This is a genomic window from Phycicoccus sp. Soil802, assembly GCF_001429605.1.
GTDB lineage: Bacteria > Actinomycetota > Actinomycetes > Actinomycetales > Dermatophilaceae > Pedococcus.
Window position 1 is genome coordinate 300,286 of the sequence record NZ_LMSS01000007.1, and the last position, 19,347, is coordinate 319,632.

Sequence of the window (19,347 nt, forward strand, 5' to 3'; positions counted from 1 at the left end):
GGCCCCCGGTGGTCACTTCGGAAGATTCGTGCTGAACCGCTGGAGCGAGTACGGCGTCGTCTTGAGGTCACCGTTCTCGACCTTGACGATGGCGACGGCGTCGGTGTCCAGGCCGGCATGGTCGGTCTTGGAGAACGTGAACCTGCCGGTCGGGGTGAGCACGTCCAGCGACTCGAGCGCGTCGCGGACCTTCGCACGATCGGTGGAGCCAGCCTCCTCGATCGCTGCCTTCAGCAGCTGCACGCCGGTGGCGCCGTCGAACGCGAACTGCGGGGGGTAGCCCGCGTTCGTCTTCGCCCAGGGGCCGGTGAACGCGTCGACCAGGTCCTTGAGCGGGCCTGCGGGGAGCTCCCGCCCCGGCACGGCGATGCTGCTGGTCATCACGACGCCCTCGGCCGCCGCTCCCGCCGGCTTCACGTAGAGCTGGGACGCCTGGGCGCCGGTCATGAGCAGCGGGATCCCGGAGCCCGCGAACTGCTTGCTGATGATCACGGGGGCCGGACCCGCACCCCAGACCAGGAACGCGGCGGGCTTGGCCGCCTTCACCTTCGACACCAGGGCGCTGAAGTCGGTCGCGGTCTGGTCATAGGGCTCGTCCAGGACGACGTCGATGCCAGCCTCCTTCGCGGCGGCCACGGTGGCCTTGTTCCCGGTCTCGCCGTACAGGTCCTTGCCGGTGTAGCCGATCGCCAGCGAGCTGATCTTCTGCGCCGCGAGATAGTCGACCATCGCCCGGGCGTACACCTCGGGAACTGCCACCCCGGTGAATGCGTAGGGGTTGCTGCCGTCGGCGAACGCACTCACCGGCCCCAGGGCCACGATCGGGATCTTGGCGGTCTTCGCGCTCGGTCCGACGGCCGTCGATGCGGAGACGAACGATGAGGACAGGATCGCGCTGTAGCTCTTGTCGGCCGCCAGCTGGTTGAACTCCGTCACCGACTGCGGGACGTCGGACTTGTCGTCCTTGATGGTCACCTCGAGCTTGCGCCCGAGGACCCCGCCGGCGTCGTTGATCGCCTTGACCTCCTGCTCCACCGCCGCCTTGTCCCCCAGTCCGAGCGGCGACAGGAAGCCGGTGACCGGCACGACGACCCCGATCTTCACCGGCCCCGTGCTCGTCGACGAGCCGGCGTCCGCGGCGGTGCACGCCGCGGTCAGGCTCAGCGCACCTGCTGCCGCTACCGCGGCGAGTCGTGAAGTCAGCATCTGTTCCACCTCATTGTGATCGTCAGCGTTCATCAGGTTTCCTGATGATGCCACCGGAGTATGAGCGCCGTCACACACGGTGTCAAGACCCCTTCCGCGAGCTGCGGTTGGGTTGATTTCACGCGTGAGACCGGGCCTAAGTAGTTCTGGGGGATCTACGTGGATTCACCCATTGACAAGTCGTCCAGCCTCGAAGCAGACTTCAATCCGACAGGAATCCTGATAATGGAGGCAGCACAATGAGCATGGAGACAACGACGTTTCCCCGGGGTGAGCTGTTCGTCGCAGGACACTGGCGGCAGTCCGGCACCGGTGCGCGGCGTGATGTGATCGACCCCGCGCACGGTCGGCTGCTGACCACGGTCGCCGAGGCCGACGCCGGTGACGTCGCCGTCGCGGTGGCTGCCGCACGCGAGGCCTTCGACAACGGCCCCTGGCCCCGGATGTCTGGCCGCGAACGGGCCCGCATCCTGCACCGGGTCGCCGACCTGATCCGCGAGCGCGCGGACGAGCTCGTCGCCATCGAGAGCCACGACGTCGGCAAACCGGTCACGCTGTGCCGCGCCGTCGACGTGGAGACCGCGGCGGAGCAGTACGAGTACTGCGCGGCCCTGGCCCAGGGCATCGACGGCGCCACGCGCGCCACTCCCCTCGGCGCCCTGGCCTACACGCTCCGCGAGCCGGTCGGCGTCGTCGCCGCCATCACGCCGTTCAACTTCCCGCTGATCCTGTCCAGCACCAAGATCGCCCCCGCCCTGGCGGCCGGCAACGTCGTCGTGCACAAGCCGGCGGACGACACGCCGCTCAGCGCCCTGTTCATGGCACAGCTGCTGCACGACGCCGGCGTCCCCGACGGTGTCCTCAACGTGGTGACCGGCAGCGGGCAGGTCGTCGGCGAAGCCCTCCTGCGGCACCCGGGTGTGGACAAGATCGCGTTCACCGGCTCGACCGCCGTCGGTCGCCACGCGGCGAGCGTGGCCGGCGAGCACCTCAAGCCGGTCACGATGGAACTGGGCGGCAACGCGGCACACCTCGTCTTCGACGACGCAGACCTCGACATCGCCATCGGCGCGGTCATCAAGGCCTTCGTGTTCAACTCCGGCCAGTTCTGCATGGCCGGACCGAGGTTGCTGGTGGCTCGACCCTTGTACGAGACCGTCCTGGGCATCCTGGCCGACGCGGTGCCCACGGTGCCGATCGGCAACCCCCGTGAGGCGGCGACGGTCGTCGGCCCGATGGCCGGGGAGCGTCAGTTGCGCAACGTCGAGGAGTGGGTCGACCTCGCCCGGAAGGAGGGCGGTCGGGTCGTGTGCGGCGGTGAGCGCCTCGAGCTCGACGGCGGTTACTACTACCTGCCCACGGTCATCGCCGACCTGCCGGATGACTCGCGGGTGGTGGCCGAGGAGGTCTTCGGCCCCGTGCTCACCGTGCAGGCCTTCGACACCGAGGACGAAGCCGTCGCACTCGCCAACGGGACGGCCTACGGGCTGGCCGCCGGTCTGCAGACGCGCGACCTCACCAGGGCGCACCGGGTCGCGTCGCGCCTGCAGGCAGGCATCGTCTGGGTCAACGACTGGGCGATGCTCGACCCGGCCATCCCCTTCGGCGGAGTCAAGGACTCCGGCTTCGGGCGTGAGTACGGCCCCGAGGCCCTCGAGGCCTACACCAGGGTCAAGTCGGTCGTCGTGTCCCTCCCGCCACCGGCCTGACCGCCGGTCTGGTTCCCTCCAGTCCCGCTACCGCCTTCTTCGGTCGCCCGACCTCTCCCGCTCGCCGGGTCCCTCACCTCGACACGTTCAGGAGCTCGCCATGCCCATTGCCACCCAAGCCGCTGTCATCGAGGCCGGCGGCGCGCCATTCACCGTCCACGACGTCGAGCTGGACGAACCACGACCTGGCGAGGTCCTCGTCAGGATGACCGCCGCCGGCCTGTGCCACACCGACCTCGGCGTCGCCTCCGGTGGACTGCCCTTCCCCCTGCCGGGCGTGCTCGGTCACGAGGGCGCCGGCGTCGTCGAGCGGGTGGGTTCGGCGGTGACCTCGGTCCAGCCGGGCGACCACGTCGTGCTCTCCTTCACCTCCTGCGGGAGGTGCGCCAACTGTCGGCGTGGCCACCCGGCATACTGCGCCACCTGGTTGCCCGCGAACCTGATCGGCGGCACGCGCGACGACGGCTCCGCGACCATCACGCGGGACGGTCAGCCCCTCGGCAGCCACTTCTTCGGACAGTCCTCCTTCGCCCGAGCCGCGATCGCCGACGAGCGCAGTGTGGTCAAGGTCGACCCCGCCCTGCCACTCGAGCTGCTCGCTCCCTTGGGGTGTGGCGTGCAGACCGGCGTGGGCGCGGTCTGGAACGTCCTCGACCCGCGCCCGGGCAGCACGGTCGTCATCGCCGGAGCAGGCGCCGTCGGCCTCTCGGCGGTCATGGCCGCCGCGCTGACGCCCGCCCTGCGGATCGTTGCCGTGGACATCGTGCCGCGGCGGCTCGACGTCGCGCGCAAGCTCGGCGCCACCCACGTGGTCGACGCCTCCACCGAGGACTTCGCCGCTCGCGTCGCCGAGATCACGGGCGGCGCCGGCTGCGACGGGGTGATCGAGACGACGGGCAACGTGGCCGTGCTGCGCCAGTCCGTCGACGCACTCTCCGCGCGTGGCACGGTCGTCGTGGTCGGTGCCCCGCCGTTCGGCACCGAGGTGAGCCTCGACGTCAACGGCATGCTCGGCGGCAAGAAGGTCGTCGGCGTGACACTCGGCGACAGCGAGACCCAGACCCTCATCCCGGTGCTGGCGTCGATGGTCGCCGACGGACGGCTGCCGGTCTCCGAGCTGGTGAGCTTCTACGACTTCGGCGACATCCAGCAGGCGGTCGAGGACGTCAAGAGTGGCACCGCCATCAAGCCGGTGCTGCGCTTCACCGACTGATCGGCCGCACCCCCGTACTGCTGCAGACCACGCACCACCCAGGAACCAAGAGGAGCAACACATGGACATCACCGGCAAGGTCGCCGTCGTCACCGGCGCAGGTCAGGGACTCGGCCTCGCGTACGCGAAGGCACTGGCCGACGCGGGTGCCGCTGTCGTCGTCAACGACGTGCAGCAGGAGACCGCCGACGCGGCGGTCGAGGCCATCACCGCGAGCGGTGGTCGCGCCGTGGCGGAGGTCGTCCCCGTCGGCACGACTGAGGCGGCTGAGCGGCTCGTGGGCCGCGCCGTGCAGTCGTTCGGCCGACTCGACGTCATGGTGACCAATGCGGGGGTGCTGCGCGACCGGGTCCTGTGGAACATGACCGACGAGGACTTCGACACGGTCGTCCACGTCCACCTACGCGGCACCTTCACCTGCGTCCGAGAGGCTGCGCGGCACTTCCGCACCCAGGGCGAGGGCGGGCGGGTCATCCTGGCCGGCTCACCAGCGGGTCAGCGGGGCAACTTCGGGCAGACCAACTACGCCGCCTCCAAGGCAGGCATCGTCGCCATGGCGCGGACCTGGGCGATGGAGCTCGCCAAGGCCGGCGTCACCGTCAACGCAGTCATCCCCAACGCCGCCACCGCCATGACCGAGACCATCCCCTTCCTCGCGCCCTACGTCGACCTGATGACGCAGGGACTTCCGGTGCCCTCGGTCGTGCGTCGCGCCGCGTCGTTCGGCACACCGGAGGACGTCGCCGGGCTGGTGGTGTACCTCGCGTCCGACGCCTCGGCCGACGTGACCGGGCAGGCCATCGGCATCGGTGGTGACCGGCTCTCGCTCTGGTCGCACCCGACCGAGATCCGCAGCGCCTTCCTCGACGGTGGCTGGACCGCCGACGCGCTCGCCGAGGCGTTCCGGTCCACCGTCGGCGAGAGCCTCGAGAGCTACGGCATCCCGATGCCGGTGCTCCCCGAGCTGCAGGCCCACGGGGCGTGACCGTGCCCTCCCCTGCCGCGCCCGCCAGTGCCGTCGCGCCGCGGTACACGCCGCAGCTCGACCTCGACGGCCTGACGGCGATCGACGTGCACACGCACGCCGAGACCGACGGCTGCGGACACTTCTCGCTGCCGGAGAACCTCCGGGCCGGGGCCGACAAGTACTTCGGCGTCGACGGCGGCGGCCCCCCGACGCTCGACCAGCTGGCGGCCTACTACCGGGAACGGCGGATGGCCGCGGTGGTCTTCACCGTCGACGCGGAGGCTGCGCTCGGTCACACCCGGATCGCCAACGAGGCGGTGGTCGAGTCGGCACGACGCAACGCCGACGTCCTCATCCCGTTCGCCAGCATCGACCCCGCCAAGGGCAAGGCCGGTGTCGCGGAGGCACGCCGCCTGGTCGAGGACCTCGGCGTCCGCGGCTTCAAGTTCCACCCGAGCGTGCAGGCGTTCTACCCCAACGACCGGAGCGTCTACCCCTTCTACGAGGTGCTCGCTGAGCTGGGCGTCCCTGCCCTGTTCCACAGCGGCCAGACCGGGATCGGTTCGGGCCTGCCCGGCGGGGGCGGCATCCGGCTCAAGTACTCAAACCCCCTGCACCTGGACGACGTCGCGGTCGACTTCCCGGACCTCACGATCATCATCGCGCACCCGTCATTCCCCTGGCAGGACGAGGCGCTGGCGGTCGCCTCCCACAAGCCGCGGGTCTACATCGACCTGTCCGGCTGGTCTCCGAAGTACTTCCCGCCCCAGCTGGTGGCGTACGCAAACACCCTGCTCAAGGACAAGGTGATGTTCGGCTCCGACTTTCCGCTGATCTCGCCGGACCGCTGGCTTGCGGAGTTCGGGAAACTGGGCATCAAGGACGAGGTGCGACCGCGGATCCTCAAGGACAACGCCGTCACCGCGCTCAACCTTCGCCCGCCGACGCCAGAGCTCGACGGCAGCCAGGTGCGGCAGAAGGAGCCGTCATGAACATCCCCGGTATCGGCAGCTGGCCCGCACGCAGGGCGCGCATGAACCCTGACGTCATCGCGCTCGCCACCGACGAGGAGGAGCTGAGCTACACCGAGCTGGCCGCCAAGGTGGAGGCCACCGCCCGAGCGCTCGGCGAGCTGGGGGTCGCCGCGGGCGAGCGGGTCGCCTATCTCGGTCAAAACAGCATCGACACCTTCGTGTGCTTCTTCGCCACGGCTCGGCTCGGCGCGGTCTTCGTCTCGCTCAACACCCGGCTTGCTGCTCCAGAGATCGCGTACATGCTCCAGGACAGCGGTAGTGCGGTGCTGGTCCACGGCAGCGAGTGCACCGAGCTCGTGCGCGCAGCTGGCCCGGCTTCCAGCGGCGTCGGTCACGTGCTCACGACCGAGGAGCTGCGACGCTCCACCACCATGCACCCGCACGAGGTCTCGTGGCCGGACGATCTGGTGCCTCACGACGACGCGGTGCTGATCCTCTACACCTCGGGCACCACGGGCCGCCCCAAGGGAGCGGTGCTCACCCACGGCAACATCACCTGGAACACCGTCAACCAGCTCGCCCACGTCGATGTGCTCGGCACGGACGTCGCGCTCTGCGTGGCACCGCTGTTCCACGTCACAGGCCTCGGGCAGGTGTCGATGCCGACGCTGCTCAAGGGCGGGACCGTCGTCGTCGTGCCCAAGTTCGACGCGGGGGCTTTCCTGGCGATGATCGAGCGCCGCCGCGCCACCTCGTTCTCCGCCGTCCCGACGATGCTCCAGATGCTGTGCGACCACCCCGACTGGGGATCGGCCGACCTGTCGTCGCTGCGGTACGTCATCTACGGCGGGTCGCCGATCACCGAGCGGGTGGCGAAGGCCTGGCTGTCGCGCGGCGTGGTGCTGCAGCAGGGCTACGGCATGACCGAGGCGGCTCCAGGTGTCTTCATGGGACTGCCCGAGGGGGCCGTGTCACGCCCGGTATCCGCCGGGGTGCCGCACTTCTTCACCGACGTGCTGCTCGAGGCAACCGATGGTGTCCGGTCATCAGGGCCCGGGCAGGGCGAGCTCCTCGTCCGCGGGCCGCACGTGTTCGCCGGCTACTGGCGCCGCCCCGAGGAGACCGCCGGCGCCCGCACCGACGACGGGTGGTACCGCTCGGGTGACGTGGTCCGCATCGACGAGGACGGCTGGGCCTACGTCGTCGACCGCGTCAAGGACGTCATCATCTCCGGTGGCGAGAACATCTACCCCGCGGAGGTGGAGGCGGTCATCACCGAGCTCCCGGGCGTCGTCGCCGCCGCGGTCGTCAGCCTGCCGGACGAGCGCTGGGGAGAGGTGGGCTGCGCCTACGTGTGCCAGCGGCCCACCCAGGGGTCCGGCGAGGCGCTGGACGAGGCAGCGCTGCGCAGGCATCTCGAGCAACGGCTGGCTCGCTACAAGATCCCCCGCTACATCGAGTTCTGCGAGGACCTTCCCACGAACGCCACCGGCAAGGTGCTCCGCTCGGTGCTGCGCGACCGGGCGGCACGTGCCCATTCATCACCCGACAGGACGGAAACCCCATGACACACAGCTCCACGACGATCTCGCACCCCAAGGACCTGCTCACGATGGTGGGCGACGACCTCGGCACGAGCCCGTGGGTCGAGGTGGGCCAGGACCGGATCAACCTGTTCGCCGATGCCACGGGCGACCACCAGTGGATCCATGTCGACGTCGAACGCGCGAAGCAGGGGCCGTTCGGCGAGCCGATCGCCCATGGCTACCTCACGCTGTCGCTGCTCATCCCGCTCTGGTCGCAAATCCTGGTCTTCGAGGAGCTCGGCATGGCGGTGAACTACGGCCTCAACAAGGTTCGCTTCCCAGCACCTGTTCCGGCCGGTTCCCGCGTGCGAGTCACGGCGTCGCTGGCCGGCGCCGAAGAGGTCGCGGGCGGTGGGGTCCAGGCCACCATCGACGCGGTCATGGAGCTCGAGGGCGCACCCAAGCCCGTCTGCATCGCGCAGATGGTCCACCGCTACTACAAGGACTGAGCCAATGACTTATGCCTTCGATCCCGAGCTGGCCCCCTGGGTGCCGGCGCTGTCCGACCTGCCCTTCGCCGACTATGTTGCCGCCCGCGCAGGCGAGGCGGCGCTGCTCGAGGCGCTGCCGGCATACCAGCCGACCTCGCCGGTCGAGGTCCTCGATGTCCTCGTGCCCGGCCCTGGCTACGCACCGCCGGTGCCGGTCCGGGTCTACACCCCCTCGACGACGGACGTCCCACGTCCGGGGCTGGTGTACCTGCACGGGGGCGGCTTCGTCCTCGGCAGCCTCGAGCTGTACCACTCCGACGTCCTGCGCATCGCCGACCAGGTGGGCGCGGTCGTGGTCTCGGTGGACTACCGGCTGGCGCCGGAGCACCGGTTCCCGGCCGGCCTCGAGGACTGTTACGCCGCGCTGGTCTGGACCGCCGAGAACGCCACCGAGCTCGGCATCGATCCCGACCGGATCGCGGTCGGTGGCGAGAGCGCCGGCGGTGGCCTGTCGGCGGCGGTCGCCCTGCTGTCTCGCGACCGGGGCGGGCCCGCCCTGTGCTTCCAGTATCTCGGCATACCCGAGCTGGACGACCGGCTCGACTCACCCTCGATGCAGGCGTTCCACGACACACCGCTCTGGAACCGGCCCACCGCGGAGGTCAGCTGGGACTACTACCTCGGCGAGGGGGTGCGTGGCAGCGAGAGGGTCGAGCCGTATGCCGCGCCGGCGCGGCACACGGACCTCGCCGGACTTCCGCCCGCCCTGGTGACCACGTGCGAGTTCGACCCGCTCCGCGACGAGGGCATCGCCTACGCCCAACGCCTGGTGCAGGCCGGCGTGCCGACCGAGCTGCACCTCTACCCGGGTACGTTCCACGGTTCCGCGATGATCCCCGGCGCGAGGGTGACCCAGCAGATGGTGTCCGACCAGCTCGAGGCCCTCCGCCGCGCCTTCCGTGCGTCGGTGACGCAGGGGGTCTGAGCGGTGACCGACCTGGTGCCGAGCGGACGCGTGACCGCGAAGATCTTCCCCTACCCCCTGAACGCCTGGTATGCCGTCGCGTGGGACCACGAGGTCACCAGCAAGGGCCTCCTGGCGAGGACCGTCGCGGGCAAGCCGATGGCGCTCTACCGCACGACCGACGGCCGGCCGGTGGCGCTGGCCGATGCGTGCTGGCACCGGCTGGCACCACTCTCGCAGGGCAAGCTGGTCGGACGCGACGAGGTGCAGTGCCCCTACCACGGGCTCCGGTTCAACTCCGCGGGTCGCTGCACCCAGATGCCGGCCCAGGAGACGATCAACCCCAGCGCGATGGTGCCGTCGTACCCCGTCGTCGAGCGCTACCGGTTCCTGTGGGTGTGGCCCGGCGACGTCACCCTGGCCGACCCCGACTTGATCCCGGACATGCACCAGATGGACCACCCCGAGTGGGCCGGCGACGGCCTGACCATCGAGGCGCCGTGCAACTACCAGCTGATCCTGGACAACCTGATGGACCTCACCCACGAGGAGTTCGTCCACGGCAGCAGCATCGGACAGGCGGAGCTGAGCGAGTCCGGCTTCCGCACCCGCCTCGAGGACGACGGCAGGGTGACGGTCGAGCGGTGGATGCTCGACGTGGACCCGCCACCGTTCTGGCGCAAGAACATCCGAGACAAGTTCCCCGAGTTCGACGGCCGGGTCGACCGGTGGCAGATCATCCACTACGAGGCCCCGTCCACGATCTGCATCGACGTCGGCGTCGCACGGGCCGGCACCGGCGCTCCCGAGGGCGACCGGAGCCAGGGCGTCAACGGCTACGTCATGAACACGATCACTCCGGAGACCGACCGCACCTCCCACTACTTCTGGGCCTTCATGCGCAACTACCGGCTGGACAGCCAGCTGATCACGACACAGCTGCGCGAGGGCGTGAAGGGCGTGTTCGCCGAGGANCTCCCACTACTTCTGGGCCTTCATGCGCAACTACCGGCTGGACAGCCAGCTGATCACGACACAGCTGCGCGAGGGCGTGAAGGGCGTGTTCGCCGAGGACGAGGCGATGCTGTCGGCCCAGCAGGCGGCAATCGACGCCAACCCGGACCACGAGTTCTACAGCCTCAACATCGACGCCGGCGGTATGTGGGTGCGCCGGATCCTCGACCGGATGCTNCCAGCAGGCGGCAATCGACGCCAACCCGGACCACGAGTTCTACAGCCTCAACATCGACGCCGGCGGTATGTGGGTGCGCCGGATCCTCGACCGGATGCTGGCCGCGGAGGGCCGGGGTGGCGCAATGAGCGAGGATGGCGCAGACTCCGGGGCCGCCTCCTCGGTGCAGGCGCGATGAGCACCGGCACCCAGCCCGACTGGCGGCGGGGACGGGTCGTCGCCAGCGACCCTGTGACACAGGAGACCCGGCGGATCACCATCGAGCGACCGGCACGCGGGCGCGCTGCCCCGGGCAGCCACCTCGATGTCCGCGTGCGGATCGGGGATGTGACCGACACCCGCTCGTACTCGGTGGTCGAGTCCGACCCCAGCGGCGGCCGGCTCACCATCAGCGTGCTGCGCTGCGTACCGTCACGGGGTGGCTCGACCTTCATGCACGAGCTCGCTGTCGGCGACGAGGTCGAGGTCACCCAGCCGCTGCAGAACTTCCCGCTGCGGGTCGGCGCGCGCCGGTACGTGCTCCTGGCCGGCGGGATCGGGATCACCGCGCTGGTCGAGATGGGACGGGTGCTGCACTCGCTGGGAGCCGACTACACACTCGTCTACGTCGGACGCAGCCGCGGCCGGATGGCCTACCTGCGAGAGCTCACCGCGCTTCACGGCAAGCGGCTCGTGGCGGCGATCGACGACGAGGGGTCCGCCCTGGACGTGGCCGCCCTCGTTGCTGGCGTTGCGCACGATCCGCTCGGTGCGGAGACGGAGCTCTACATGTGCGGCCCGATCCGGTTGATGGATGCCGTTCGTCGTGAGTGGGAGGGTGCGCAGCTGCCTGCCTCGAACCTGCGCTACGAGACCTTCGGCAGCAGCGGCTGGTTCCGGCCCGAGGAGTTCACCGTCCGGATCCCCCAGCTGCAGCTCGAGACGACCGTGGGGGCGGACGAGACGATGCTGGAGGCCCTGACGCGCGCCGGCGCTGACCTCATGTACGACTGCCGCAAGGGAGAGTGCGGACTCTGCTGTATCGACATCGACCAGGTCGACGGCAGGGTGGACCATCGCGACGTCTTTCTCAGCAGCGCCCAGAAGAGCGGCGACCGGTCCTTGTGCACCTGCGTCTCCAGGATCGTCGCCGCCAGCGCACGCGACAGGCCTGCCGTCTCGCTCGTGCTGCCCGGCGCGGCTGCACGAACCCCCAGCCTTCCCTGACCGAACGGAGTCTCATGTCTGCCCTCTCGCAGCCGATGGTGGCCTCGCTGGCCGCCAAGGCCATGCAGCGCCTCGTCGTTGCCGGCCAAGGCCGGAGCAAGCGCCGCTCCCCCCTCGCGCGCTTCCCGGACGTCCCACGCGACGCCTTCGAGCTGTCGATCCCGACCTCGATCGCACCCGCCAGGGCTGTCGTGTACCTGCCTGCGAAGACGGACGGCAACCCGCCTCCCGTGCACGTCAACTTCCACGGGGGCGGCTACGTCATGCCGCTCCTCGACGGGGATGACCCCTTGTGCCGGTTCCTCGCCGCCGATGCGGGTGTCGCCGTCATCAACGTGGACTACGTCCTCGCTCCCCAGCACCCGTTCCCGGCGGCGCCCCGACAGGCGTTCGAGGTGGTCCGGTGGGCCGCCTCACACGGTGCCCAGCACGGCTGGGACGGCACCCGTCTCACCGTGGGCGGCCAGAGCGCCGGGGGCGGGCTCGCGGCGGCAGTCGCGCGCCAGGCCCTCGAGGAGGGCGGCCCTGCCCTCGCACTCCAGGTGCTTCACTACCCACCGCTCGACCTCGCAACCAGTGCCAAGGACAAGCGCGCCTCCATCCCCAAGCCGTTCCTCCGCCCGTGGATGGCCGAGATCTTCGACAGCTCCTACGTCCCCGACCGGCAGGCCCGCTTCGACCGCCTCGTCTCACCGGCCAACCCGGCGGACGACGAGGACCTGACCGGAATCGCCCCTGCCCTCGTCATCACGGCGGCCTTCGACCTGCTCAAGGCAGAAGGGGCGCGGTACGCCGACCGACTCCGACGAGCCGGCGCCCTGGTCGAGCACCACGACGTGTCAGACGCCGACCACGGGTACGACGGCGAGGACGACGCCAAGGCACGTGCTGCCTACTCCCTGATCGCCCGTCACGTCCACCGGGCCACCACCCCTGAGGAGGCCAAGGCCCCCTGAGCTTCCGCTCCGCCGAAATCGGCCCATCGCCGCCTCCTTGGCGCGTGTGGCGATCGGTCAGGCATCGAAGACGACCGGCTCATTGCTGCGTGTGCCACTCGTGAACCTGGGCAGGAACCGGGCACCCACCGTGAGCAGCAGGGCGATCAGGAACTGGATGCCGACCGTGGTCGCGAAGGCGGTCGGGATGCTGTGCGGCTCGAGGGCGAGGTAGATGGTGCCGAGGGTGGCCACGCCCAACGCGAGGCCGGACTGCTGGAGCGTGATCAGGACGCCGCCTCCGATGCCGGCGTGGTGCGCCGGGACGTCGGTGATCACGACGCGGAACAGACCGGCGAACAGCAGAGACTGGCCGGCGCCGATCAACGCCAGTGGCCCGGCGAGCGCGACGAGGGCGACGTGCGGCCAGGTTTCGACCATGACTGTGGCGATGAGGGCCAGACCGAGGGCCTGGGTTGCGGCGCCGGCGGCGATGGCGGCGCGGCCGTACCGGTTGATGATCTTCGCGCTGACGAGGGAGCCGAGGAGGAACATCGCGGCCATCGGCAGGATCGACAGCCCGCCGACCAGTGCGTCCGCGTGCAGCCCGTTCTGCACGGTGAGTGCGAAGACGAACATGAAGGAACCGAAGCCCACGCTGAATGGCAGGACCATCGCCAGGCCGCGCGCCATGGACGGCAACCTGAGCACGGATGGCGGCAGCAGCGGAGTGAGTCCCGCGCGCTCGCTGCGCCGTTCGACTCTGACTGTGAGGGCGCCCAGCACGACGGCCAACCCGAGCAGCGCCCAGGTCCAGGTCGGCCAGCCGAGCGTGTGACCCAGGCTCAGCGGCAGCAACAGCGCGACGAGGGTCCCGCCGAACAGCAGAGTGCCCGGCAGGTCGACGTGGCTTGGGTGCGGCGACCGGGTGGCTGGGACGACGTGTCCGGCGATGTAGTACACGGCGACGCCGAGTGGCACGTTGATCAGGAAGATCGGTCGCCAGGAGGACCCGGCGATGTCCGCGGTCACCAGCAGCCCGCCGGCGAGCTGTCCGACGACGGCGGCGATGCCGGACGTCGCCCCGTAGAGCGCCAGCGCGCGAGTCTTGCGTTCACCCTCCAGCACCGCATGGAACGTCGCCAGGACCTGCGGGACCAGCGCAGCCGCGGTCGCGCCCTGGACCAGCCGCGCCGCGACCAGGACCCAGGTGTTCGGGGCGAGGCCGCAGGCGGCCGACGCGAGCACGAATCCGGCAGCGCCGATCTGGAAGAGGCGATGCCGCCCCATGCGGTCGCCAAGCCGCCCGCCAAGGACCAGCAAGGCTGCGTAGGCCAAACCGTAGGCAGCGACCACCAGTTCGAGTGCACCGGGGGTCGCACGCAGCGACCTGCCGATGCTGGGCAGCGCCACGTTGACGATGAAGAAGTCCGCGATCGGCAGGAAGGCACCAGCCAGGAGGATGAACACGCCCAAGGGGTGGAGGCCTCCGGCCCGGGCCACCTCGCGCGGCGAGCCTCGGCGGGTTCCTGCGACGCCGGCTTGGACAACGACTTCGGTCATGACACGCCCACTTCGTAGAGTGTTAATGCTTTCATAATCAATATAGATTCATAACTACGCTTTTCTCATACGTATGTCAAGCGGAGCAGTTAGGGTGTCGGAATGGTTGCCAGAGGTGGACGACGCCCCCGTGGGGCACGTCGAGCCGACCAACGCTGGGCCGAGCTCGGCGACCTCGCACTGGTCGTCGCCCGGGAGATCCAGATCCGGCCCTACCTCGACGAGCGCGTCCTGCACCTCTCGCCGTCCGAGGGCATGGTGATGCGCCACCTCCAAGGGGGCGACGCCGCGACCCCCACCAGCATCGCCGCTGCCGTCGGACTGCAACGCACGAACGTCTCCACGGTGCTACGCGGCCTCGAGCAGAAGGGCCTCATCGAACGCAGCACGAACACCGAGGACCGGCGCGTGGTCACCGTGCAGCTGAGCGAACGCGGGCGCGGGCACTACGAGCTGGCCCGCAACGAGTGGGCCGCCGCAGTAGCCTCGGCCGCCGGCAACGACACCCGCCAGCTCGACGCAGCCATCGAGCTCCTGACCCGAGTCCGAGACGGAATGACTTCGTACCGGCGAGGCTGATCCTCCTGGGCGAGACACCGCGACTACCACCACCCCGCAATCGAGCGCGGGCAACGCGCGGGGCAACGCGCTACCCGGAGGCGTTGGCGGGAGACGACGAGCGACTCGCCCACGCACAGGAGAACAGATCAAGTCTTCGACAGCCAGCTGCCTGCCCGAGAGCCGAACTCTCTGGCAGAGAGGGCTCCGGCGCCGCTGGGCAGGGTCCCGAGCAGGGGTGCGTTGGCGACCCGTGGGAGGTCGAGCAGGTTCGACTGCTCAGCCAAACCGGGCTGCGTCGGGTACGAGCCGACCACGACCCCCAGCAGTGGGAGCCCCCGGGAGGCCAGTGCCTCGGCGGTGAGGGCGGTGTGGTTGAGGGTCCCGAGGCTGGGACTGGCCACCAGGATGAACCCGGTGCTCATCCCCTTGTACCGCAACGCTGTTCCGATGTCGGCCAACGTGCCGCCGCGGCTGTCGAGCCGTACCAGCAGCCCACCGGCCCCCTCGACCAGCACGACGTCGACGTCGGTCGCGATGGCCGCAATCGCCCGCGCGTGCTCGGCGACGGGAGGCAGGGTCAGCTCCTCGAGCCGTGCCGCCGCGTCCGGCGCCAGTGGTGCCCGGAGCCGGACGAACTCGTGGAAGGTGACGCCCGGGTCGTCGCCGAGCAGCGTCTGGACGGTCTGGATGTCCCCGTCCTCGCCTTCGGTCACCCCCGTCTGCACTGGCTTCACCACGGCCACCGCGGCCCCGCGTCGGCGCAGCATCACGGCGAGGGCGGCCGTCACGACGGTCTTCCCCACGTCGGTGCTGGTGCCGGTGACGACGACGACCTTGGGCAGGGAGATCGGGTCGGAGGTGTCGGGGTCAGCCATGTCGGGGTCGGGCTCCGTCGGGTCAGCCACGCGCGACCAGTCCCCGCAAGACCTCGACCGCGTGGTCGAGCACGTCGGGCCCGTGATCCGCATGGGCCGTCAGCCGCAGCCGCGAGCTGCCGTCCGGCGTGGATGGCGGCCGGAAACAACCGATGTGTATGCCGCGCTGCTTCGCTTGGGCGACCGCCGCGAGGGCCTCCGCGGGTCCGGGCATCGTGACCGAGAGGACCGCCCCGGCCGGGGCGTCCACGCCGCAGGCCTCGGCCAGTCGTGCCGAGTTGGCCCGCGCAGCGGCCGGCAGGTGAACGTCGCCGGCCAGGACGTCGAGGGCACCCAGCGCCGCCCCCGCGGCAGCCGGCGCCAGTCCAGTGTCGTAGATGAACGGACGCGCCGTGTTGACGAGGTGGTCCCGCACCGCCTCGTGCGCGAGCACCGCTCCCCCTTGGGCCGCAAGCGATTTCGAGAGCGTGACGGTGACGACGACGTGCTCGCGGGCGATGACACCGGCCTGCGCGGCGCCGCCCTCACCACGCTCCCCCACGACCCCGAGTCCGTGGGCGTCGTCCACGACCAGCACGGCACCGAGCTCCTCGGCAAGGCCAGCCAGCGGCCCCAGCGGAGCGGCGTCGCCGAGCACCGAGTAGACCGACTCCACCACGACGATGGCTCGCGGCTGGATGCGGGTGGTGAGCAGCTCGCGGACGTGGTCGAGGTCGTTGTGGCGGCTGACGGCGACCGTTCCTCGGCTGAGGCGGGCCCCGTCGATGAGGGAGGCATGGGCGTGGGCGTCGGAGACGATCAGGGTCTCCGGGTCGGCCAGGGAGGTCAGGACGGCGAGGTTCGCGTGGTAGCCCGTCGACAGCACCAGCCCCGCTGGCGCCCCGGTGAGGCGGCACAGCGCGCGCTCCAGCTCCTCGTGGATCTCCAGCGTGCCGGTCACCAGCCGGGACGCCCCCGCTCCGCCGCCGTACGTTTCCGCCGCGGCGACGGCGCCCGCGACGACGGCCGGGTGCCGGCGCAGGCCCAGGTAGTCGTTGCCCGCCAGGTCGACCAGCTCACCGGTCTTGAACGGCCTGACCTCGCGGCGCAGCCCGCGGCGGTCACGCTCGTCGGCGCGGTCGGCCAGCCAGTCCAGGAACGCACTCACGCGGGCATCCTCTCAGCCGTGCACCGTGGCGACGGACTGCACCATGGCGTCGCAGACGGTGGCCAGGTCCTCGGCGGACGTGACGTAGGGCGGCATCGCGTAGACGAGGTCGCGGAACGGCCGGATCCAGACGCCACGCGCCAGCGCTGCAGCCGTGAGCTCGGCAACCCGCGCCGGCTCCCGCAGCTGGATCACGCCGACTCCCCCGAGGACACGGACATCAGCCACGGCAGGGAGGTCGGCGGCGGGCTTCAGGCCGGTGGTCAGACCAGCCTCCAGACCCCGCACCTGGGCACTGAAGTCGTTGTCCTGCACCAGGTCGAGACTCGCCAAGGCCACTGCACAGGCCAACGGGTTGGCCATGAAGGTGGGCCCGTGCATCAACGCTCCCCCGGCCCGCTCGGTGCTCACACCGATGGCCACCTCGTCGGTGCACAGGACCGCCGCCAGCGTGACGTAGCCGCCCGTGAGTGCCTTGCCGACGCACACGATGTCGGGCACGACCCCGGCGCGCTCCATCGCGAACAGGGTCCCGGTGCGGCCGAACCCGGTGGCGATCTCGTCGAAGATCACGAGAGCACCGTGTTCGCGGGCCAGCTCGGCCAGGACCTGCACCACGCGCGGGCTGTGGAACCGCATCCCTCCTGCGCCCTGGAGCAGTGGTTCCAGGATGACCGCGGCGACCTCGTGCGCGTGCGCCGCGAAGAGCTCACGGGTCTGGCGCTCCCACGCCAGCAGGGCCGGGTCGTCCGCCGCGACGTCGATGCCCGCCGGGGGGATGGGCGCGAAGACGTGCTCGGGCAGGATGCCGGTGAAGAGCGTGTGCATTCCCCCGACCGGGTCGGTCACCGACATGGGCGAGAAGGTGTCGCCGTGGTAGCCACCGCGGATCGTGAAGAACCGGGTGCGCCGGGCGCCGGCTCCGCCCCCGACGCCGACCTGGAACTGCAGCGCCATCTTCATCGCCACCTCCACGGACACCGAGCCCGAGTCGGCGAAGAACACCCGCTGCAGAGCCGCTGGGGTCAGCGCCACGAGCCGCTCGGCCAAGGCGATGGCGGGCTCATGGGTCAGGCCGCCGAACATCACGTGGCTCATCCGCGAGAGCTGGGCCCGCACCGCGTCGTCGAGCTCTGGCACGGCGTAGCCGTGGATGGCACACCACCACGACGACATGGCGTCGATGGCCTCCACAGCCGAGCCACCCGGCATACGCAAGGACAGGCGGACGCCCGCGGCGGACTCCACGAGGTAGGACGCGGCAGCCGAGCCAGCCGACGAGTAGGGGTGCCAGACGTGGTCGCGGTCGAAGGCCATCAAGCGGTCGAAGCCAGCCACGCCGTCAACCATCGCTGCGGGTCTCTCCGTGGACGGCGCACTGCGCGGACCAGCCGCGTGGGAGCACCTGCACCTTCATCCGGCGACGGCACCGCTCGCAGAACCGCGGCGGCTCAAGGGTGAGCGCCCGGTCGCACGCGGCATGGTCGGCGCCCTCCCGCGCCCGTCCGCAGCGTCCGCACCACGGGCCCTCACTCGGCATACCCGTCACGCTCTCAGAACGTCTCGCTCAACGCCTTGATCGGCATCTCCAGCTCGGAGAGCAGGCCGAGGTCTTCCTTCGGGTCGCGGCCCAGGGTGGTCAGGTAGTTGCCGACGATCACGGCGTTGATCCCGCCGAGCAGCCCCTCGCGGGTGCCGAGGTCGCCCAGGGTGAGCTCGCGCCCACCGGCGTACCGCAGGATCGTCCGCGGGAGCGCGAGCCGGAACGCCGCGATCGTGCGCAGGGCGTCCCGCGAGTCCATCACCGGCAGGTCACCGAACGGCGTCCCCGGGCGCGGGTTGAGGAAGTTCAGCGGCACCTCGTGGGGGGCCAGCTCACCCAGCTGTGCGGCCAGCTCGGCGCGCTGCTCGAGCGTCTCACCCATGCCGACGAGCCCGCCGCAGCAGAGCTCCATGCCGGACTCCTTGACCATGAGGCAGGTGTCCCAGCGCTCCTCGAACGAGTGCGTCGTCACCACCTGCGGGAAGAACGACCGCCCCGCCTCGAGGTTGTGGTTGTAACGGTGCACGCCCATGTCGACCAGGTCGTCGACCTGCTCCTGGCTGAGCATGCCCAAGGAGGCCGCCACCTGGATGTCGACCTCCGCCTTGATGGCCGCCACACCCTCGCGCATCTGGGTCATCAGGCGGGCGTCGGGACCCCGCACCGCAGCGACGATGCAGAACTCGCTGGCCCCGGTCTCACGCGTCTGCCTGGCCGCGCGGACCAGCTCGGGGATGTCCAGCCAGACCGAGCGCACCGGGGAGCTGAACTGGCCCGACTGGCTGCAGAAGTGGCAGTCCTCGGGGCAACCGCCGGTCTTGATCGAGACGATGCCCTCGACCTCGACCTCGGGCCCGTTGAACTGCAGCCGCACCTCGTGGGCCAGGGCGAGCAGCTCCTCGAGCTGGTCGTCGGAGGTCTGCAGCACGGCGAGGATCTGGTCGTAGCCCAACGGCTCACCCCGCCCAAGCACCTGCTCACGGGCGATCGAGAGGATGTCTGCGCTGACGGTTGCCTCGGCGGTCATGGAGCGAGTGTGGCGCAGCCGTGGGTGGGTTGCGGACCGATCTCAAACCCCGAACGTCCAGGCGGCCGGCGGCGCCCGAATCGCCGGCTCCCCGCTCCGTGTCGGGCGGTAGCCTTCTCGCGATGTGGTCCAGTCGCGATGTGGTCCAGTCGTTACCTGGTTCAGCTCGGATACCAGCGACGCAGGCCCACGCCTGAGTCAGGCGAGGAACAGGCTCTCGAGCGGACAGACCACGGCCTGAAAGGGGC

At 70.3% G+C, this 19,347-nt stretch carries 17 protein-coding genes and 1 pseudogene; 12 read left to right on the forward strand and 6 right to left on the reverse strand.

Translation table 11 applies throughout. The features are described from left to right. Positions 1–12: 12 nt before the first annotated feature. Positions 13–1,206 carry an ABC transporter substrate-binding protein gene (locus tag ASG91_RS18380; RefSeq protein WP_162257552.1) on the reverse strand — a complete coding sequence of 398 codons (1,194 nt, stop codon included), beginning with the start codon at positions 1,204–1,206 and terminating at the stop codon, positions 13–15. 239 nt (positions 1,207–1,445) lie between these two features. On the opposite strand from ASG91_RS18380, the gene ASG91_RS18385 reads away from it, so the two are divergent. From ASG91_RS18385 to ASG91_RS18430, 11 genes and pseudogenes are all read left to right on the forward strand, one after another. Next, a complete protein-coding gene (locus ASG91_RS18385) occupies positions 1,446–2,915 on the forward strand; it encodes an aldehyde dehydrogenase (protein WP_200961353.1) in 1,470 nt (489 codons plus the stop codon). Positions 2,916–3,015: 100 nt separating this feature from the next. Further along, positions 3,016–4,128, forward strand: coding sequence for an NAD(P)-dependent alcohol dehydrogenase (locus ASG91_RS18390; protein ID WP_056924080.1), 1,113 nt, complete (start codon positions 3,016–3,018; stop codon positions 4,126–4,128). Between the two features lie 61 nt (positions 4,129–4,189). Further along, positions 4,190–5,113: an SDR family NAD(P)-dependent oxidoreductase gene (locus ASG91_RS18395; RefSeq protein ID WP_056924081.1), complete on the forward strand. Its 924-nt coding sequence runs from the start codon at positions 4,190–4,192 to the stop codon at positions 5,111–5,113. Next, positions 5,110–6,087 carry an amidohydrolase family protein gene (locus ASG91_RS18400; RefSeq protein ID WP_305728752.1) on the forward strand — a complete coding sequence of 326 codons (978 nt, stop codon included), beginning with the start codon at positions 5,110–5,112 and terminating at the stop codon, positions 6,085–6,087. Before ASG91_RS18395 ends, ASG91_RS18400 begins: the two co-directional genes overlap by 4 nt. Beyond that, entirely contained in the window at positions 6,084–7,637 is a 1,554-nt protein-coding gene (locus ASG91_RS18405) for a long-chain fatty acid--CoA ligase (RefSeq protein WP_056924082.1), read from the forward strand. The genes ASG91_RS18400 and ASG91_RS18405 overlap by 4 nt, the downstream gene beginning before the upstream one ends. Then, entirely contained in the window at positions 7,634–8,104 is a 471-nt protein-coding gene (locus ASG91_RS18410) for a MaoC family dehydratase (RefSeq protein ID WP_056924083.1), read from the forward strand. Before ASG91_RS18405 ends, ASG91_RS18410 begins: the two co-directional genes overlap by 4 nt. A 4-nt stretch (positions 8,105–8,108) precedes the next feature. Then, on the forward strand, positions 8,109–9,071 hold the full coding sequence (locus tag ASG91_RS18415; protein WP_056924084.1) for an alpha/beta hydrolase: 963 nt from the start codon (positions 8,109–8,111) through the stop codon (positions 9,069–9,071). A 30-nt stretch (positions 9,072–9,101) separates the two neighbouring features. Next, positions 9,102–10,024, forward strand: a 923-nt coding sequence (locus ASG91_RS18420; protein ID WP_371262069.1) for a Rieske 2Fe-2S domain-containing protein, incomplete at its 3' end; no start/stop codon positions are given. Between the two features lies 1 nt (position 10,025). Next, positions 10,026–10,241: pseudogene (locus ASG91_RS21310) on the forward strand (aromatic ring-hydroxylating dioxygenase subunit alpha); the annotation flags it as partial. Positions 10,242–10,416: 175 nt separating this feature from the next. Further along, positions 10,417–11,448 (forward strand): PDR/VanB family oxidoreductase, encoded by a 1,032-nt coding sequence (locus ASG91_RS18425; RefSeq protein WP_056924269.1) that lies wholly within the window; start codon positions 10,417–10,419, stop codon positions 11,446–11,448. Positions 11,449–11,462: 14 nt separating this feature from the next. Further along, complete coding sequence (locus tag ASG91_RS18430) at positions 11,463–12,404, forward strand: alpha/beta hydrolase (RefSeq protein WP_056924085.1); 942 nt, start codon at positions 11,463–11,465, stop codon at positions 12,402–12,404. A 57-nt stretch (positions 12,405–12,461) separates the two neighbouring features. Here ASG91_RS18430 and ASG91_RS18435 read toward each other — a convergent pair whose 3' ends face one another. Continuing rightward, on the reverse strand, positions 12,462–13,946 hold the full coding sequence (locus ASG91_RS18435) for an MFS transporter (protein WP_082594306.1): 1,485 nt from the start codon (positions 13,944–13,946) through the stop codon (positions 12,462–12,464). 102 nt (positions 13,947–14,048) lie between these two features. Between ASG91_RS18435 and ASG91_RS18440 the strand changes: the two genes are divergently transcribed. Next, positions 14,049–14,525, forward strand: coding sequence for a MarR family winged helix-turn-helix transcriptional regulator (locus tag ASG91_RS18440; protein ID WP_056924087.1), 477 nt, complete (start codon positions 14,049–14,051; stop codon positions 14,523–14,525). Between the two features lie 128 nt (positions 14,526–14,653). Here ASG91_RS18440 and bioD read toward each other — a convergent pair whose 3' ends face one another. From bioD to bioB, 4 genes are all read right to left on the reverse strand, one after another. Beyond that, positions 14,654–15,412, reverse strand: coding sequence for a dethiobiotin synthase (gene bioD / locus ASG91_RS18445; RefSeq protein ID WP_371262061.1), 759 nt, complete (start codon positions 15,410–15,412; stop codon positions 14,654–14,656). Further along, entirely contained in the window at positions 15,405–16,529 is a 1,125-nt protein-coding gene (locus tag ASG91_RS18450) for an 8-amino-7-oxononanoate synthase (protein ID WP_056924088.1), read from the reverse strand. The genes bioD and ASG91_RS18450 overlap by 8 nt, the downstream gene beginning before the upstream one ends. A 12-nt stretch (positions 16,530–16,541) precedes the next feature. Further along, entirely contained in the window at positions 16,542–17,867 is a 1,326-nt protein-coding gene (locus tag ASG91_RS18455) for an adenosylmethionine--8-amino-7-oxononanoate transaminase (protein WP_371262062.1), read from the reverse strand. A 215-nt stretch (positions 17,868–18,082) separates the two neighbouring features. Further along, positions 18,083–19,099 (reverse strand): biotin synthase BioB, encoded by a 1,017-nt coding sequence (bioB, locus tag ASG91_RS18460; RefSeq protein WP_056924090.1) that lies wholly within the window; start codon positions 19,097–19,099, stop codon positions 18,083–18,085. Positions 19,100–19,347 lie beyond the last annotated feature (248 nt).

Excerpts from the sequence above, each read along its gene's own strand:
- ASG91_RS18380 (WP_162257552.1), bottom strand. The coding sequence starts at position 1,206 with ATGCTGACTTCACGACTCGCCGCGGTAGCGGCAGCAGGTGCGCTGAGC.
- ASG91_RS18385 (WP_200961353.1), top strand. The coding sequence starts at position 1,446 with ATGAGCATGGAGACAACGACGTTTCCCCGGGGTGAGCTGTTCGTCGCA.
- ASG91_RS18390 (WP_056924080.1), top strand. The coding sequence starts at position 3,016 with ATGCCCATTGCCACCCAAGCCGCTGTCATCGAGGCCGGCGGCGCGCCA.
- ASG91_RS18395 (WP_056924081.1), top strand. The coding sequence starts at position 4,190 with ATGGACATCACCGGCAAGGTCGCCGTCGTCACCGGCGCAGGTCAGGGA.
- ASG91_RS18405 (WP_056924082.1), top strand. The coding sequence starts at position 6,084 with ATGAACATCCCCGGTATCGGCAGCTGGCCCGCACGCAGGGCGCGCATG.
- ASG91_RS18410 (WP_056924083.1), top strand. The coding sequence starts at position 7,634 with ATGACACACAGCTCCACGACGATCTCGCACCCCAAGGACCTGCTCACG.
- ASG91_RS18415 (WP_056924084.1), top strand. The coding sequence starts at position 8,109 with ATGACTTATGCCTTCGATCCCGAGCTGGCCCCCTGGGTGCCGGCGCTG.
- ASG91_RS18425 (WP_056924269.1), top strand. The coding sequence starts at position 10,417 with ATGAGCACCGGCACCCAGCCCGACTGGCGGCGGGGACGGGTCGTCGCC.
- ASG91_RS18430 (WP_056924085.1), top strand. The coding sequence starts at position 11,463 with ATGTCTGCCCTCTCGCAGCCGATGGTGGCCTCGCTGGCCGCCAAGGCC.
- ASG91_RS18435 (WP_082594306.1), bottom strand. The coding sequence starts at position 13,946 with ATGACCGAAGTCGTTGTCCAAGCCGGCGTCGCAGGAACCCGCCGAGGC.
- ASG91_RS18440 (WP_056924087.1), top strand. The coding sequence starts at position 14,049 with ATGGTTGCCAGAGGTGGACGACGCCCCCGTGGGGCACGTCGAGCCGAC.
- bioB (WP_056924090.1), bottom strand. The coding sequence starts at position 19,099 with ATGACCGCCGAGGCAACCGTCAGCGCAGACATCCTCTCGATCGCCCGT.